Genomic DNA, 17,445 nt, shown 5'->3' with positions numbered 1-17,445 from the left:
GTACGTGTGCCCTTTCCCGGGCGGGTGAGATAGGCATGGCGAGGAGCGTCGTCCTGCACGGAAGCTGGCGCGTCACGGTCGTCCGCAAGGATTCGGACTGGGCCCAGCGCATCGTGGTCACGGGGGCGGTGAGCGGCGTCGTCCCCGGCGTGGTCGGAGCGTCGGAGACGATGAGCGGTGACCGCTGGTGCCTCGCCGTCGAGCACGACTTCGGCGGGGGCTGGCAGGCGAGCGAATACGTGCACGCCGACCCGGTGAAGGACCGCGACGGCCGTGCGTCGCGGATCGTGGCGTCGAAGGACCACTACTGGCCGGGCGACTCGCACCCGGACGACCTGGTGCTCCTGCTCGACCACGTCGGCGGGACGTTCGAGGTCGCCGGCCTGCCGCTGCTCGTCGGCGACGGCCTGCGCGAGGGAACGCAGGACGTCCGGTTCCTGGCCGTCACCGTGCGCAACTCCGGATGGCGCCCCTTCGGCTATGACGCGGTCCTCGACGTCAGCGACGCCGGCCGGGACACGCTCGCCCGGAGCGGTGTCGTGGTCGAGGAGACCTGGAAGCCGGAGGCGCTGCGGGAGACCGGACAGGAGGCGTACGGCCGCGCGGTCGGCGTGCCCCCGCTGGGCCCCGGTGAGCACGGAGTCGTCTACTTCCCGGTCCACGCCGACCCGGCCCTGCGGGCGGATGGAGCGGACGTGGAGTTCGTGCTGACCGGCGCGGGCGGCCGGGAGCGTCAGGTCGCGCGGATGGCCGGGGGGCCGCCGCCCGTACAGCGCCCGGCGGTCACCTCGAGTGGCTTGATCGTCTGCGGGGACGTCTCCGTGCACGCGAGCACCCGCCCGCCGGTCGCGTCGCCCCCGCCGGGCACGGCCGCGCGCCGAGAGGCACGCGCGAGCGACGCCTCGGTGGCTTCAGGTGGCCACATCCCGCACTGACCTGGGCGGACAGCGCTTACGGACCCGGCGGTGAGCGTGGCGGCATTTGACCGCCTCCCGCTAGGGCATGGATGATGGTTTCAACAGTGAATGGTGGTGAAACCACACCATGCAGGCCGAGGAGCGGCAGCAGGAGATCCTCAGACGCGCCCGTGCCGACGGGCGCGTCGACGTGATGAACCTCGCCGATGAGTTCGCGGTCACGAGCGAGACGATCCGGCGCGACCTGACCGTACTCGAACGCGCGGGCACCGTCCGGCGCGTCTACGGCGGAGCGGTCGCCGTGGGCAGGCCTCCGGTGGATCCGGTGCTGTCGGCGCGCGACTCCCTCATGACCACCGAGAAGGAGCGCATCGCCAAGGCCGCGCTCGCCGAGGTCCCGGACGAAGGTGCGATCATCATCGACGCCGGCTCGACCACGGGCCGGCTCGCCGAGATACTCCCGGCCGACCGCGAGCTCACCGTCATCGTGAACTCCCTGCCGCTGGCCGTACTCCTGGCCCCGAGCGCCAACCTCACCGTGATCCTGCTGGGCGGCCGGATCCGGCGCAGCACGTTCGCCACGGTCGACGACTGGCTGCTGCAGCCGCTGTCGCAGATGTACGTCGACGCCGCCTTCATGGGCGCCGGCGGGCTGTCGCTGGAGCGCGGCCTCACGACCCCCGACCCGGGTGAGGCCTCGGTGAAGGCCGCGATGATGGGCGCCGCCCGGCGTTCGATCCTGCTGGCCGACCACACGAAGGTGGGCAACGACTCGCTGGCCCGGTTCGGTTCGCTGGCCGACGTCGACCTGCTGGTCACCGACGCAGGGCTGGACGACGGCGCCGCCGCGGCGATCGGCCTCGCCGGCCCCCGCGTCCTGCGGGCCTGACCCGCCTCAGCCGGCCCACGCGGACACGGCCTTCAGCTCCGTGCCCGCGAACCTCCGCGCCGCCTCGCCGGCGATCTCCACGCGGGACCGTACGCCCAGCTTGGACAAGATGTGTGAGACATGCACCTCGACGGTGCGCCGGGACACGAACAGGTTCGCGGCGATGTCGGGGTTCGGCCGCCCCTCGGCGACGAGCCGGGCGACCGTGAGCTCGGCCGGAGTGAGGGCGTCCCAGCCGGTGGCCGCGCGGCGGCGCGGGCCACGGCGGCGCCGCAGGCCGTGCCGGCGCAGCCGCGTGTCGGCGCGCAAGAGGTCCCAGGTGGCACCCAGCCCGGTGTACACCTCCGACGCCTCCGCATGGGCGGTACGCGCCGCGCGCAGGTCGCCGCGTTCGGCGAGCACGACCGCGGTGTCCTCCAGCGTCTGCGCCAGCTGCAGCGGACGGCCCCCGGCCCGGTAGGCGTCGACGGCGAGGGTGAGCGTCGCGTGATCGCCCTCGAGCAGGCCCGCGCAGTGCTGAGCCACCGCGGCCAGGCTCGCCGCGGGCCACCGGCCTGCGTGCGGCGCCGCGCCGGAACCGGCCTTGGCGGCGGCACGCGCGAGGCGCGTGTCGCCTTCGCGCAGAGCCAGCCGGAGCAGTGTGGGCAGCCAGATGTGCCGGTGGTAGGCCGGACGGGTGCCCGTACGGTCGAGCAGCCGGGTCAGGATGGCGAGCGCTTCTTCGGTCAGGTCGCGTCGCTCGGCCAGCAGCGCGCGGGCCAGCGGTACGTACTGCGCGCCGGCGTGGCCCGCGCCTGTGGCCGGGACGGCGCCGAGGTGTGCCTCGGCGGACGCCTGGTCGTCGCGGTGAACCGCGATCACCGCGGCCAGGCCGTGCAGCCAACGCCGGTCGGCGGCCGGGATCAGGTCGTCCGCCCCGGCCGCGGCGTCGAGCTGGGCGATTGCCTCGTTCCATCGGCCCGCGTGGTAGTGAACCTCGGCGGCGAGGATCCGGCTGCAGGCGAGCCGCGATGGGGACGCGTCGCGCTCGGCCTCGGCGAGCAGTTCGCGTGCCGCCAGGTCGGCGTCGGCGTGGCGCTCCTGCACGAGCAGGACGTACGCGCGGCTCTGCCGGAGCCGCAGCCGCAGGTCGTGGGTCTCCGGGTCGTCGCACTGCTCGGCGATGGCCAGCGCGCGGCCGAGCCGGTCCGTCGCGGCGTCCAGGTCGCCGCGGTGGACCTGGACGATGCCCGCGGCGTACAGCGCCGCGGCGGCGGCGGGCCGGTCCCCCGACCGGTCGGCCTCGGCCAGCGCGCGTCGTGTGGCGGCGTCGGCCTGGGCGAGGTCGCCATCGGCGACGGCGGAGCGGGCCAGCATCGCGCGCAGGCGCGCGGCCCACACGTCGTCCAGGCCGGGGGCGCGCAGCGCCCGGCTGAGCGTGCGCCGCGCCGCCTCGTGGTGGTGGCCGTCGGTCATCGCCCAGCCGGCGGTCCAGCTCATCTCCGCGGCCCGCGCCGGGTCGCCGGTGGCCGCGAGCACCTTCTCGGCGAGCCTCACGGCCTCGTCGCGGTGGCCGAGCAGCACGAGCGCCGGGGCCAGGATCACCTCGAGCGACTCACGGCGCGGATCGTCCGAGGGCAGGTAGGCGACGGCCAGCCGCAGGAGTTCGGCGGCGTCCTCGGGCGCGCGGGACACCAGTCGCCGGCCCGCCCTGAGCAGCCAGTCGACGGTCCAGCCGTCCACGACCGGTACGGCGCCGGGGCCGCGCAGGGCCGCGAGCAGCTGCTCGGCCACCCGCTCGACGGCGAGCCCGGCGTCGGCGAGCGCGCGTGCGGCCTGGAGGTGCAGCGCCAGCCGCAGCCCGGCCGGCGGCCGCTCGTACAGGGCCTGGCGGATCAGGGGGTGCCGGAACGCCAGCAGCACGTCCGACTCGGTCAGCACCCCGGCCGCGGTGGCCTCCTCCAGGGCCGCGGTCAGCTCCAGCGCGGACCGGCCGACGATCGCACCGAGATCGGTGACGGAGAAGGCCGGGCCCAGAAGCGCCGCCGAGCGCAGCAGGCCGGTCGTGCCCGTGGACAGGAAGCCGAGCCGGTCGGAGATCGCGTCGGTCAGCGTACGGGGAAGGCCGCCTCCGGTCTCCCCGTCGAGCTCCGCGGTGTCCTCCTGCCGCCGCACCTTGTCCTCGCGGACCAGCGCGTCCACCATCTCCCGCAGGTAGGCCGGGTTGCCGCCCGCGAGTTCGGCGGCGCGGCCGAGCCGGTCGCCGAGCAGGCCGGCGCCGGTGAGCTCGGAGGTGAGTTCGGCGGCCAGCCGTGTGACGGCGGCAGGCGGCAGCGACGCGAGGGTGATCACCTCGGCGCCGGAGGACGTCAGGCCGCGCTTCAACGTCACCAGGTCCGGCCGGCACGGCACCGGGCGGCACGCGCCGACGACCAGGAGCGGGCTGCGCTGGGCGAGCCGGCTCAGCCGGTGCAGCAGCAGGATGCTGGACTCATCGGCCCACTGCAGGTCATCGACGGCGACGACCAGGGGCCGGCCCGCGCTGAGGCGGTCGACCAGGCCGAGCAGCCGTTCCGTCGCGGCCGCCACCGGGTCGGCCGGCCGTCCGGCGGGCGCTCCGCACGAGAGCAGGTCCGCGATCTCCCGGAGTTCCGGATCCTTCGCACCCGGCTCGGCGCCGAGACAGTCGAGCATCACGTGCAACGGGATCCGGCGGCCGAACTCCTCCGCGGCGCCGGCACGGATGTGACAGCCGAGGCTCGCCGCCTCGGTCAGGAACGAGTTCAGCAACGCCGACTTGCCGATCCCCGGTTCGCCCTCGATCCACACCGAACGACCCGCACCGTCCATCGCGTCGTGCAGCAGATGGCGCAGCCGGTCCAGTTCGTCGTCTCGGCCGATCGGTGAGCCGGACGGAGGGGAGACAGTCACCTGACGCTCCGTTCGATGTGGTTTTACCAATATTTCGTACCGAACTCCAACACAGCGTACGGGTGGGCGTCGGTGAGTCAAGGGATGTCGTGCGACAAAGTTTTCTCGGTCGTAACGAGTAGGTAGCACGAAACGCCGTCCCGGCCCGCCGGGCGCATGGTGTCGACGCCTGGTACGGCCGAGGCCGGACGGTCGGTTCATCCGGATCAGGGGACGGTCGCGAGCGCGTCATCTCCGCCATGACGTGCGGAAGCCGCCGGCGTCCGTACGGGCGTCGTCGCGCCCGGCCGGGAAGAGAAGGGGGCCGGCCCCCCGCCGATCGCGGGGAGTCCGGCCCGGCTCAAATTGGAGAAGATCCCCGCGCTTCGCTACCGGGATCCAATCCCTGAATAGGGCGAGTCCATATCTCCGCGTCGGTCGGCGTCCTCGGTGCCACCGGGCCGCCAGCCGCGCTGCCGTCCGCGCCGGAGCGCCGCGACGACCAGGGCGCCGAGCGCCGCGCAGCCGGTCACCGCGGCCGAGGTGATGAGCGCGAGGTGTTCGGCGCTGTGGTCCTCCGGCGCCGGCAGGACGATCCGCACCGGCCTGGCCTGCGGCTTCGGCGCGACCTCGCCGGACTCTTCCGGCAGCGCGGTCGTCACGGCCGCGACCGGGTCGACCATCCCGTAGCCGAGCAGTGGGTCGGGGAGCGGTCCCGTCGGATGGTCGGCCGTGGCCTCCAGGCGGTGCCGTACCTCGTCGGCCTTGAGCGTGGGCCGGTAGTCGCGCACCAGCGCCGCCGCACCGGCGACGAACGCGACCGCCACGCCGCTGGCGGACGCGGTGACATTTCCGTTCCCCTGGGGGGCGACGCTCAGTAGACCGGCGCCCGGCGCGGCGAGCGCCGGCCGGCCCCCCGACCCGGCGGTCGAGACCGGCCGCCCGTCCGACTGGATCGACGCGACCGCCAGCACGCCGGGCAGACCGGCCGGGTACGCCGGTCCACTGGAGGAGGCCGCCCCGGTCGTGTCCGTCGAGGCGACGACGACCACGTCGTGGGCGTTCGCGTAGGTGACCGCGGCGCGCAGGGCGGGTGGCGCGGTCGGTGAGCCGAGCGCCACCGCGATCACTCGGGCACCCCCGTCCACGGCGGTCCGGATCCCCGTCGCGAGCTTGCCGGGGTCGACGCCCTGCTGCTCGTCGGCGGCGACCCGTATCGGCAGCACGCGCACACCGGGTGCGATCCCGACCAGGCCGTGTCCCGCCATCGGCCGCGCGGCAAGGAGACCGGCGACGAACGTGCCGTGCCCCCGGCAGTCGGTGTCCGCGGCGCGGTTCGTGCTCACGTCGCGGCCGGGCAGCACGGCCCCGGCCAGCGCCGGCGATGCCCCGCTCACACCCGTGTCGACCACGCCCACGACGAGGCCGCCACCGCGGGTGAGGGCCCACGCCCGGTCCGGGCCCAGGACCCGCTGTGCCCACGGCACGTCGCGGATGACCGTCCTGGCCGGTGTGGCGCATTTTGTCGCGGCCAAGACCGGTGCCCCCGTGAGAAGCGGCGCGCCGGTGAGCGCCGTTCCCGCGAGGACCGCCGCGAGCCGACGCGGCGCGCTCATCGGCCGCTTCCGTTCTGGGTGTCGGCCGGCGGCAGCCAGCCGACCTGGAGCTGCGTCGCGCTCCGGCGCGTCACCACGAGCCCGCGACCGGGCGGGAACTGCCGCGGCCGCATCCCGTTGAGCAGCGGCATCTCGTTCGGCGGGCAGGACAGTGCCAGATCGGGCGTGTTCGACTCCTGCAACCGGCGTACGACCGGGTCCATCGACAGCCGTCCGGAGCCGGCCGCGCTCCGGGCCAGCACGACGTGCAGCCCGATGTCGGCGGCCTGCGGAAGCAGGTCCATCAGCGCGTTGAGCGGTCCGCCCATCGGGCTGGTCAGCAGGTCGTAGTCGTCCACGAAGATGTACACGTCCGGGCCCGCCCACCAGTCGCGCCGGGCGAGCTGCGCCGGCGTCACGTCGGCGCCGGGCATCCGCGCTCGCAGCCGCGTCGCCAACCCGTCGACGATCTCGGCCGCCGCGCTGGCGGAGAACGCGAAGCCGAGACGGTACTCCTCCGGCACGACCTCGAGCAGCGCGCGGCGTGAGTCGATGAGGACGACCTCGGCCTCGCCCGGCTGGTACGTGCGAGCGACCGCCTGGGCGATGAGGCGCAGCACGCCGGTCTTGCCGCTCTCGGTGTCACCGAGCACGGTCAGGTGCGGCTGGGAGTCGAAGTCGTGCCAGACCGGTGCCAGGTCCGACTCGCCCCAGCCGAGCGCGACGCGCATCCGGCCGGCCGGCTCGGGCAGGCGTTCGGCCGGGAGCACCGCGGGCAGCATGCGCACGGGCGGCGCGACCGGCCCGTCCCAGCAGTCGGCCACGCTCTCGGCCATCGCGCGCGTCGCGGTCGCGAGGTCATCGGTGCGCGAGCGGCCGTCGATGCGCGGGATGGCGGCCAGGAAGTTCATCTTGTCCATCGTGAGCCCGCTGCCCGGGGCGCGCGGCACCCGTGCTGCCGCGCGCATGTCGATCACCGAGTCGATCGAGTCGCCGAGCCGCAGCTCCAGACGCGTGCCGAGCTGGTCGCGCAGCGCGCTCGGAATGTCGGACCAGCGGCCCGAGCTGAGCATGAGGTGCACGCCGTACGTCAGGCCGCGGGCGGCGAGCTGCCGGATCGGCCCGTCGTGCTCCTCGAAGTCGGAGCGGAGTGAGGCCCAGCCGTCGATGACGAGGAAGACGTCGCCGTGCGGGTCGTCGGGGAACCGGCCGGCGCGGCGCAGCGCCCGGTACGCGGCCATGTTCTCGATGCCCTCTTCGGCGAAGAGGCGTTCACGCCGGCTCAGCACGCCCTGTACCTCGGCGACCGTCCGGCTGATCCGCTCCGCGTCCATCCGGCCGGCGACGCCGCCGATGTGCGGCAGTTCGCCCAGTGTCGACAGCGTGCCGCCGCCGAGGTCGACGCAGTAGAACTGCACCTCGGCCGGGGTGTGCGTGAGTGTCAGCACCGTGATCAGCGTGCGCAGGAGCGTGCTCTTGCCGGACTGGGTGCCGCCGGCGATTCCGACGTGGCCGCCGACGCCGGACAGGTCGACCATCATCAGGTCGCGTACCTGCAGATAAGGCTTGTCGACCACCGCGACCGGCACGACCAGCCCGCCGCGTCCGGGCCAGGTCGCCGGCGTCAGGCCGAGGACCGGGTCGGGCACGAGAGGGGGGAGCACCTGGTCCAGCGTGGGCGGGTCGGCGAGTGGCGGGAGCCACACCTGGTGGGCCGGCGGCCCGGCGTCGCGCAGGCGGCCGACCGCCACCTGGAGCAAAGTCTCGACGTTCTCCTCGGCCGCGGGCATCCCGGCCGGCGCCGGCGCGACGGGTTCCGGCTCCGGCGCGAGCGCGAGGTCCGGCACCGCCACGTGTGACGCGCTGAACGGTACGACCTGGCGGCGGACCTCCTCCTGCCGCTGCTCGGCGGTACGCCGCCGGTACCGGCCCGAGACGTACGCGGCCTTGAACCGCATCAGCGTCGCCACGTCCGAGCGCATGTAGCCGTTGCCGGGCGCGTTGGGCAGCTGGTACGCGTCCGGCACGCCGATCACCGACCGGCTCTCCATCGCCGAGAACGTCCGCAGTCCGATCCGGTAGGACAGGTGGCTCTCCAGTTTGTGCATGCGCCCGTCGTCGATGCGCTGCGACGCCAGCAGGAGGTGGACGCCGAGTGAGCGGCCGAGGCGGCCGATCATGACGAACAGTTCGGAGAAGTCGGGGTGGGAGGCGAGCAGCTCGCTGAACTCGTCCACGACGACGAACAACGTCGGGAGCGGGTCGAGCAGGGTGCCGTTCACGCGTGCCGCCTCGTACTCGCGTAGCGAGCTGTAGTTGCCCGCGCTCCGGAGCAGCTCCTGGCGGCGCATCATCTCGCCCTGCAGCGCGTCCTGCATGCGCTGCACCAGCGGCGCTTCGTCGGCGAGGTTCGTGATGACCGCCGATGTGTGCGGCAGTTCGTCCAGGCCGAGGAAGGTCGCGCCGCCCTTGAAGTCGACCAGGACGAAGTTGAGCACCTCGGAGGAGTGGGTGAGCGCCATCGCCAGGACCAGCGTGCGCAGCAGCTCGCTCTTGCCCGATCCGGTGGCGCCGATCAGGAGGCCGTGCGGCCCCATCCCGCCCTGCGCGGACTCCTTGATGTCGAGCTCGACCCGGCTGCCGTCCTCGGCGATGCCGATCGGCACGCGCAGCCGGTCCGGGCCGTCGGCGCGCGGCCACACGCGGGTGGGCTCGAGCGTGTCGAGGTCGCCGATCCCCAGCAGCGTGCCGAGGTCGAAGTCGGTGAGCATCGGCTCCGCGATGTCGGCCGTCGCGCCGAGACGGAACGGTGAGATCGTCCGGGCCAGTGCGGTCGCCCTCGGCGCGCTGAGGCGGTCCGGCAGGCCCAGCGAGGTGCGGATCTCCTCGCCGCCGCGGTCGAAGCGGACCATCTCCATCGACTCGGAGGTGACCTCCAGCCGCAGAGTGCCGCGGCCCGGCGCCATCGGCAGCCCGGAGGAGACGTTCAGCACGATGGAGTTCCGGTAGCCGGTGCCGGCGAGCCGCGACTCGGCCGGCACGTCCACGCCGTCCACGATCACGACGACGTACGGCTCGTCCCGGGTCGGTGTCGCCCCGGGCTCGAACCGCCCGCGACTCTCCATCTCGGTGGCGAGCAGGGCGTCGAGAGAGTCGATGCCGTCGGCGTGCAGCCGCGCCTGGCCGGCGCCGTCCTGCTGGGTGCCGTGCTGGTTGTGCGGCAGCCACTTCACCCAGTCCCACTCGGCGGCGTGCTCGGGCGCGGCGCAGACCGCGACCTGTAGCTCGTCGGGGGAGTGGAAGGTGACGAGCTGCGCCAGCATCGCGCGGATCAGCTCACGGCCCGCGGCCTCGTCGCCGCGCAGCCGTACCTGGGCGAAGCCGCGCAGGAACACCGCGGCCGGCAGGTCGGTCACGGTCGTGTACGCGCGGATGAACCGGCGCAGCGCGCGAGCGCACAGTGGTTCGAGGTCCTCGACCGGCTTGGTCTGCATCGGGTTCATCGTCATCGCCAGCCGCTGCGGGCCGGTACCGATGCGCACCTCGGCGAAGTCGGGGTGGGTCGGGCGCCGCTCCCACAGCCGGCTGCTCATGGCCACCGACCACAGCCCGGCCGGGTCGGGGTGCTGCCACGCCAGCGACTCGCGCTGCTCGTTGGCGACGGACCGTACCTTCTTGCGGGTCTGCGCCAGGTAGCGGAGGTAGTCGCGCCGTTCGCCGCGCATCCGCCGCTTGCGTTCGCTGGTGGTGCGCCCGACCTGGCCGAACACCATCGTCATCGAGGTCAGTGCCATGAGCCCTGCGGCCATCAGGCCGAGGCCGGGCTTGGACGGCGAGACGAAGATCAGGATCGTCACGCTCGAGCCGATCGCCATCGGCAGGTACATCAGCAACATGCCCATGTTCCCGGTGGGCGCCTCCGGCAGAACCGGGGGTTCCTGCAGGGACAGCTCTCCGCTGGGCATCGCGGGCGGTGACTGCCGTGGCGGCCGCCGGAACAGCGTCGTACTCACGAGCACGCGTCCTCTCCGGGGCGTCGTGGTGTTCCCCTTTGCTATAAGCCACGGCTCCCGACGTCCGTACGGTTCCGAGACGGTCATGTTTCCGGCGAATGAACTCCCGGCCGACCGGGAGCCGTGCTCTCAGCATGGCGACATCGCAGACACTGGGCTCCGGCGAGATGTGCCGGCTGACGATTTGTGGCCCGGCCTCCCGCATCGAACTGGCCGTGCCGGCACACGTGCCGCTCGCCGACCTGCTCCCGACGTTCCTGGAGCACCTGGGTCCCGAGCTGGCCGCGGCCGGTTCCGGGCATGACGGGTGGGTTTTGCAGCGGCTGGGTGAGCCGCCGCTGGATGAGGATCTGGGTACGGCGGCGCTGGGCCTGTACGACGGTGATGTGTTGCATCTGCGGCCGCGTGCGGATCATCTGCCGCCGGTCGATTTCGATGATCTGGTGGACGGGGTGGCGACCGGGACGGCCGAGCGCGGGGACCGATGGCGGCCGGAGACGACGCGGCGGTTCGTGTTGTCGCTGGTCGCCGCGGCGCTGGGGCTGGGCGTGGCGGTCGCGCCGATGAGCGGTACGGGCGCCATGGCGACGCTGGTGGCGGCGATGGCGAGCGTCGTGTTGTTGCTGGGGGCGGCGGCGGCGTCGCGTGCGCTCGGTGACCGGGCGGCGGGGATCGTGCTGGCGGCGGGGTCGATCGGGTTCACGGTGGTCGCGGGCCTGGCGCTGCCGGCCGGTCAGGCACGGGCGCTGACCCCGGGGAGCCTGGTGAGCGCGCCGGGGTTGCTGGCCGCGGGTGCGTGGGCGGCGACGGTGGCGGTGCTGGCGCGGCCGGCGGTGGGCGGGGTACTGGCGGGTTTCACCGCGGCGGTGTTCGCGGCGGTCCTGACGGGGCTGGGTGGGCTGCTGGTCACGGTCGGGGTGGCGGACGTGGCGGGGGCGGCGGCGATCGTGCTGGCGGGTGTGCTCGCGCTGGGTGCGGCGGTGCCGGTGATCGCTTCGCGGTTCGCGGGGTTGCGGATCCCGCCGTTGCCGACCAGCCCGGATGAGTTCCAGCAGGGTATCGATCCTGAACCCAGCCGGGTGGTGCTGGAGCGGACCGCGCGTGCGCACGAGCACATCGGATCGCTCTATGTCGGTCTGGGTGTGGTCGCCGCCGGCTGCCTCATGGTGATCGGCACGACTCAGGGCATCGCCGCGCGGACCCTGGCGGCGGTCGCGTCGCTCCTGCTGCTCCTGCACGGGCGCGATCTGCTCGGCGTACGGGCCCGGCTCGCGGTGTTCGTGCCCGGAGTGGCCGGGCTGGCGACCGTCCTGATCGACCTGACCCTGGACCAGCCCGCGACCGTACGGCCGGTGGTCGTGGCCGGCCTGATGCTCACGGCCGGGCTGCTGCTGTCGGTCGCGCGGACCCTGCCGGGGCGGCGGCTCCTGCCGCACTGGGGGCGGATCGCGGACCTGATGCACACGACCACCGCGATCGCGGTCATCCCGCTGGTGCTGGCGGTCGTCGGGCTGTACGCGCGGGCGCGGGCGGGATGGGCGTGAGCGAGATGACACGAGTCGGATCGGAGGTGTGTCGTGCACAACCGGCGTGATCAAGTACACGCGCACGGGTTCATGGTCGGCCGGCTGGTCTCGGCGCTGATGCGTGCCGAGCCGGACATGGCGGTCCCGCCCATGCGCCGCTCGTGGAGCGGTCTGATCATCGGTGCGCTCATCGCCGCGCTCGCGGTCGCGGGGTTCGCGGTCTTCGCCATCGTCTCACCGGGCGGTGCGACCGCGTGGCGCAAGCCGGGAACGCTGATCCTCGACAAGCAGACCGGCACCCGCTACGTCCTGGCCGCCGGGCAGTTGCGGCCGGTGCTCAACTACGCCTCCGCGCGGCTGCTGCTCGGCTCGAAGCTGACCGTCGACTCGGTGGCGACCAAGTCGCTCCAGGACGTGCCGCGCGGTGGGCCGGTGGGCATCATCGGCGCGCCCGACGCTCTTCCTCATGGCGGCCGTGAGAGCGCTCCATGGCTCGCGTGCGCCTCCTCGACCGGCGCGAAGCCCGCGCTGACCCTCGCGATCGGCGCCGACCCGGCCGAACAGCCGATGACCCCGAACCAGGCCGTGCTCGTACGGACCACGGACGGGACGACGTACCTGGTGACCGGCGGCCGGCGCCTGCGGGTGACCGCGCCGTGGGTGACGCGTGCGCTGGGGTTCTCCGACGGTGCCGCGATCGGCGTACGGGACGCGTGGATCGACACGCTGCCTGCCGGGCCCGACCTGCCACCGCCCGCGACCCCCGAGGTCGGTAAGAACGCTCCGGACCTGGACGGGCATCCGGCGACGGTCGGCGAGGTCTTCGTCGTACGCGGCGCGGGCACGGACCAGCGCCTCTACCTGCAGACCACCGGCGGGCTCCAGCCGATGACGCAGACCGCGGCCGCGCTCGCCCTCAGCGACCCGAAGACCGCCACGGCCTACCCCGGCGGGACCGTGGGCACCCGCGACCTCAGCCCCGCCGCGGTCGCCGCCTCCCAGATCCTGCCGACGCCCGGCTGGATGGCGCAGCTGCCGCCGGCGCCGCCGACCCTTGACGCCGTCACCGGCGGCCGGATGCCCTGCGTCCGCTCGGTGCCGGGCGCGAACCGCATCGACACCTCGATGGTGACGGTGCCCGCCGTACCCGTCACCGCGGCGAACGCGGTGTCCGCCACGACCGCGGCGGCGGGGACGGCCACCGCCGCCGACCCGGCCGGGAACCGGATCGCCGACCAGGTCGTGATCGCCCCCAAGGCGGGTCTGCTCGCCCGCACTCTTCCCGCGCCCGGCGTGCCGGGCGAGGGGCTGTACCTCGTGACCGAGGACGGGGCGAAGTTCCCCGTCGCGAACGACGCGGCGGCCACCGCTCTCGGCTACTCGACCGCCACGGCCACCGCCGTGCCGGCCGACCTGCTGGCGCTGCTGCCGACCGGACCCGTACTCCGCACGCTCGGTTCGGGAGGTGGCTGACCGCAGACCTCCCCCTCGAAGCGCAATTCTCGAACTCACCTAGGAGAGGCACATGGCCGCAGGCCAGTACGGAAGTTTCGACCCTTCGAGCTACCACTTCAGCGACCAGGATCTGCAGCAGATCATCACGAAGACCGCAAACGCGGTCACCGAGATGAACACCGTCAACAGCACGGTGCAGGCCCACACCGACTCCCTCGTCGACGCGAACAGGTCCGACTCGGGGCAGATCCTGTCCACGCACCTGACCACGTGGACGACGGACTTCAACACCTGCGTGAACAACCTGAACGACCTCAACTCGAAGGCCACGGCGCTGCTGCAGGTCAACCGCAGCACCGGCCTCGACACCACCAGCCAGGCCAGGTAACAGGCCCGTCCCGAGACCAAGGAGAACCCTTCGATGGCAGACCAGTTCACCGTCAACCACGGCAACTACAGCGACGTGAACGCCGGTCTGGTCAACCAGATCGTGCGCATGGACACGATCATGGACGACCTCAACCAGACCCTCACCCGCATCGGCCAGGCCAGCCAGGGCAAGGCGACGCCGCTCTGGGAGGAGCAGCAGTCCACCTGGAACCGCTCCTACACCGAGATGAAGAGCGAGCTCAACGCGCACACCCAGTCCTCGATCAACGTCGCCGAAACGTTCAAGGGCGGCGACGACCAGGGCTACCGGGTGATGTCCTGACCGTCGGCCGGCGCATGGACCGACGTCGATTCCACCTGACCGAGTGATTCTCCTCCCGGGGCCGATGGCGGCCCACCGGCCCCGGGAGCTTCCCCTGCCCGACCCCTGTCTTGGAAATGAGGAGACCCATGGCTGACAACGACGGCCACATCACGTCATTCGACAAGGCGCACTATGACCAACTGATCGCCCATCTGCGGGACGTCGACAACGTCCTCGACACGACTCCGGCGTACCTGGGGCCGTCGGCCGACCTGAAACTCGACACCACGCTGGGCTCCAGGTTCCACCCCGGTTCGCAGGACTGGACGGTGGCGAAGGACTTCGTCACGCAGGCGACCACGTTCGGAAACTCGGTGCACACCCGCCTCACCGGCTACGAGACGGACGTACGGGCCTTCTTCACGGCGCTCAAGAACGCCGAGGACGTCTTCGACGACACCGACGACCTGACGACGTACGACGCCTCGAAGTTCGCGCAGGAATACCCAGACGTCGGCGGCGGCACCCCGACCTGACGCCGTTGTTCGATTTCGGCTGACCGCATGAGCCCGAAGGAGGAAGAGCCATGGCGGATGATTCCGGCGGTGTGAGCATCCCCAGTACCGATAACTGGAGCGAGTGGACGTTCGAGCAGGTTCTCAAGGCGCTCACCGGCGAGGGCGTCGACCTTCATGCGGCAGCCAAGGCGAACTGGTTCACCTTCAACCCCAGCCCCGGCGAGAAGGACGAGCTCCCGTACCACGCCTGGGGCGAGTACTTCTACGGCGCCAACATCAACCACGAAGCGGTCGCCGCATGGACCACGGCGGTCAACACGATCGACGAGATGATGCCGGACGTCGCGCTGGGCAAGCGCGGCAGCATGAACGCGCAGACCCTCAAGGACCTGGAGGGAGCGATCAGGGGGTTCGGCACGTGGGCGCAGACCGTCGGGGACGGCATGACGTCGTGGGCCGACCGGCTGGATTCCGACGATTCAGGTTTTCGCGGCAAGGCCGCGTCTTTGATCCAGTGGCGGCTCAAGGCGAACGGTGACGGGCTGGCCGACACCTACGAACAGGTCAACTCCCGGCACGGGAGGCCGATCGCGGACGTCGTCGGCGAGGCCGCCACCGAGCTCGCCGCCTTCAACGCGACGATGTCGGGGCGCTGGAACACCGCGATCACGCTGAACATCCGCGACTGGGTCACCAACAGCATCGACGGGCTGATGAGTTCGATCATGAACTACCTCATCAAGGTGGGTATCCAGCTGGGCCAGCCCGGTTACGTGCTCAACAGCTTCAACTCGGACGTTGACGCCGGAAAGGCCTACATCCGAAGGGTCCTGGCGGAGTATCCGAAGGGCAACCTGCTCACCGCCGACGGATGGGCGAAGATCAGTCAGGACTTCACCAACGGCCTGTTGTCTCTGCTCAAGACCATCCTCGACGAAACGGCACAGACCGCCATCGCGTCACTCAGCCCGAAGTACGTCCTGGCGACGAGTTCGCTGATCGAGATCACGGCGCCACCGACGGAGACGCCGCCGCACATCCCCACCGACGACGGCAACGGGCCACCGGACGGCAGTGGTGACGGGAACATCCCTCCACCACCGGATGGCAGCGGCGACGGGAACATTCCCCCGCCGGACGGCGGCGGCGATGGCAATATTCCTCCGCCGCCGGACGGCGGCGGTGGCGGCGACATTCCTCCGCCGGATGGCAGCGGCGGGAACGTCCCTCCGCCGGACGGCAGTGGCGGCGGTGACGGCGACCTCAATCTGCCGGCCGACGGCAGTGGCGGCGATGGCGGGCTCAACCCGCCGGGCGGCGGCGACGGTCCTCCGGCCGACGGCGCATTCGTACCCGCGCTGGTGCCTCCGGGCGGAGGTACCGGCGCCGGGGGAGATGGCTCGGGATCGGGAAACGGCGTCGGGCCCGGCGCGGACGGCGCGTTCGACGAGAACGGCCCGGGCGACGGGCTCATCACGCCACCCGACGGCAGCGGCGACGGCGGGGGCGGCTCCTTGCTGCCGCCCGGCTCGGACAAGTCCAGGGCCGCCCTGCCCCCGGGCGGAGACGGGTCGGGCGGCTTCGGCTCCGACCCTGGAAAGGACTTCGACCCGGGAGGCGCGCTGGGCGCCGGGGCGGGTGCCGGAGCAGGCGGCCTCGGCGGGTTCGGCGGGGCCAATGGCGGTCTCGGCGGTGCCGGAAACGGCTTCAACGGTCTCGGTGGCCTCGGGGCGGGCGGTGCCGGGCTCGGAGCCGGGGCCGGGGGCGGACTGAGCGGTCTGGGCGGGCAGTTCACCGGTGGAAGCCCCGGCATGAACGGCGCGGCCGGGGCCTCGGGCGGGTCCTCGGGTGGAGAAGGCGGCGTCCCGTTCTTCCCGCCGATGATGGGCGGTGGCGCCGGCGGAGCCGGCGGCGAGAAGCCGCAGGAGCGGGAGCGGCAGACCTGGCTGTCGGAGGACGAGGAGATCTGGGGCACCCGGGTCGCCGTCGGCTCCGGAGTCGTCGGCCGCTTGGACGAGGAGGAGTTCGACGCCGAGGAGATCCCGCTGACCGGTCCGACCCGCAGGCAGCGGCGAGCGGACGCCCCACGACGCCCGCGCCCCGCCGAGCAGGCCGAGCGCGAGGCCGCGGAGGCCGGCGAGCAGGCTCCCGGTACGGCATAGCCACGAACAGCAGGCAGTCCACAGACAAGGAGAAAGGGATGTCGAATCCCCAGGGTTTCGATCTGGAACACGCCATCGCCGACCTGCGGGCCGAGCAGGCCCGGATCAAGGAAGCCACCGAGCACATGGTGAGCCTCACCGGGTCCGCGATGTCGAAGGACCGGATGATCACGGCGACCGTCGACAGCCGTGGCCGGCTCGTCGACCTCAAGCTCGAGGGCACTCGTTACCGCAAGCTCGCTCCGGCGGAGCTGACCACACGCATCGTCGACGTCGTACGAGAGGCACAGGAGGACGCGGCCCGTACGGCGGCGAACGCGCTCTCGGGCCTGCTGCCCGACGGACTCGGCATGCCGGCCGACGGTGACTTCGACATCGAGGCGATGTTCGACGCCGCGGTCAGCACGGCGCGGGCCACGGCCGAGATCGACACGGAAGGAGCCGGCAGCGATGGCTGAGCAGGACGACACCTTCTCCGTCGACATCGACGCGCTCGAGCGCGGCGGTGTGGACGTCAAGCACCTCGCCACCCTCGCGGCGAGCATCTACGGAGACCTCTTCAACCTCACCGACAAGTACGGCCACACGCTGGGCGGGAACGGAGACGTCGGCAAGTCCTTCGAGACCAACTACTACCCGGGCGCGGACGCGAGCCTGCAGTTCCTCAAGGATCTGAAGGACCTCGTGGACGCACACGGCAGCAAGGTCATCGATCTGGGTGACCTCTTCGGCAACGTCGACGACACGACGATCGACGAGTCTCACGGCGGGCACAGGCACTGACGTC

13 protein-coding genes are annotated in these 17,445 nt (G+C 72.4%); 10 read left to right on the top strand and 3 right to left on the bottom strand.

Annotated elements, in window-relative coordinates; translation table 11 throughout:
- The first annotated feature begins 35 nt into the window (after positions 1-35).
- On the top strand, positions 36-935 hold the full coding sequence (locus tag FB559_RS09600) for a hypothetical protein (protein ID WP_141955285.1): 900 nt from the start codon (positions 36-38) through the stop codon (positions 933-935).
- Between the two features lie 109 nt (positions 936-1,044).
- Positions 1,045-1,806, top strand: a complete 762-nt coding sequence (locus tag FB559_RS09595) for a DeoR/GlpR family DNA-binding transcription regulator (protein ID WP_141955284.1) — start codon at positions 1,045-1,047, stop codon at positions 1,804-1,806.
- Between the two features lie 6 nt (positions 1,807-1,812).
- Here FB559_RS09595 and FB559_RS09590 read toward each other — a convergent pair whose 3' ends face one another.
- From FB559_RS09590 to eccCa, 3 genes are all read right to left on the bottom strand, one after another.
- Positions 1,813-4,716 carry an ATP-binding protein gene (locus FB559_RS09590; RefSeq protein WP_185792119.1) on the bottom strand — a complete coding sequence of 968 codons (2,904 nt, stop codon included), beginning with the start codon at positions 4,714-4,716 and terminating at the stop codon, positions 1,813-1,815.
- A gap of 368 nt (positions 4,717-5,084) precedes the next feature.
- Entirely contained in the window at positions 5,085-6,311 is a 1,227-nt protein-coding gene (locus FB559_RS09585; RefSeq protein WP_141955282.1) for a S8 family serine peptidase, read from the bottom strand.
- Positions 6,308-10,303, bottom strand: coding sequence for a type VII secretion protein EccCa (eccCa, locus tag FB559_RS09580; protein ID WP_221639934.1), 3,996 nt, complete (start codon positions 10,301-10,303; stop codon positions 6,308-6,310). Before eccCa ends, FB559_RS09585 begins: the two co-directional genes overlap by 4 nt.
- A 134-nt stretch (positions 10,304-10,437) precedes the next feature.
- On the opposite strand from eccCa, the gene eccD reads away from it, so the two are divergent.
- The 8 genes from eccD (at position 10,438) to FB559_RS09540 (ending at position 17,441) form a co-directional block, all read left to right on the top strand.
- Positions 10,438-11,847 carry a type VII secretion integral membrane protein EccD gene (gene eccD, locus FB559_RS09575; protein WP_221639933.1) on the top strand — a complete coding sequence of 470 codons (1,410 nt, stop codon included), beginning with the start codon at positions 10,438-10,440 and terminating at the stop codon, positions 11,845-11,847.
- A gap of 33 nt (positions 11,848-11,880) precedes the next feature.
- Positions 11,881-13,302 (top strand): type VII secretion protein EccB, encoded by a 1,422-nt coding sequence (eccB, locus tag FB559_RS09570; protein ID WP_141955280.1) that lies wholly within the window; start codon positions 11,881-11,883, stop codon positions 13,300-13,302.
- 52 nt (positions 13,303-13,354) lie between these two features.
- Positions 13,355-13,672, top strand: coding sequence for a hypothetical protein (locus FB559_RS09565; RefSeq protein ID WP_141955279.1), 318 nt, complete (start codon positions 13,355-13,357; stop codon positions 13,670-13,672).
- Between the two features lie 33 nt (positions 13,673-13,705).
- Positions 13,706-13,996: a hypothetical protein gene (locus tag FB559_RS09560; protein ID WP_141955278.1), complete on the top strand. Its 291-nt coding sequence runs from the start codon at positions 13,706-13,708 to the stop codon at positions 13,994-13,996.
- A gap of 128 nt (positions 13,997-14,124) precedes the next feature.
- Positions 14,125-14,514: a hypothetical protein gene (locus FB559_RS09555; RefSeq protein ID WP_141955277.1), complete on the top strand. Its 390-nt coding sequence runs from the start codon at positions 14,125-14,127 to the stop codon at positions 14,512-14,514.
- 50 nt (positions 14,515-14,564) lie between these two features.
- Positions 14,565-16,658, top strand: coding sequence for a hypothetical protein (locus tag FB559_RS09550; RefSeq protein ID WP_141955276.1), 2,094 nt, complete (start codon positions 14,565-14,567; stop codon positions 16,656-16,658).
- Between the two features lie 38 nt (positions 16,659-16,696).
- Positions 16,697-17,116, top strand: coding sequence for a YbaB/EbfC family nucleoid-associated protein (locus FB559_RS09545; protein ID WP_141955275.1), 420 nt, complete (start codon positions 16,697-16,699; stop codon positions 17,114-17,116).
- A complete protein-coding gene (locus FB559_RS09540; RefSeq protein ID WP_141955274.1) occupies positions 17,109-17,441 on the top strand; it encodes a hypothetical protein in 333 nt (110 codons plus the stop codon). The genes FB559_RS09545 and FB559_RS09540 overlap by 8 nt, the downstream gene beginning before the upstream one ends.
- Positions 17,442-17,445 lie beyond the last annotated feature (4 nt).

Origin of the sequence: Actinoallomurus bryophytorum, assembly GCF_006716425.1 — a bacterium.
Classification (GTDB): domain Bacteria; phylum Actinomycetota; class Actinomycetes; order Streptosporangiales; family Streptosporangiaceae; genus Actinoallomurus; species Actinoallomurus bryophytorum.
Note: the sequence above shows the minus strand (reverse complement) of the source record. Positions and strands in the feature narration are given on the sequence as shown.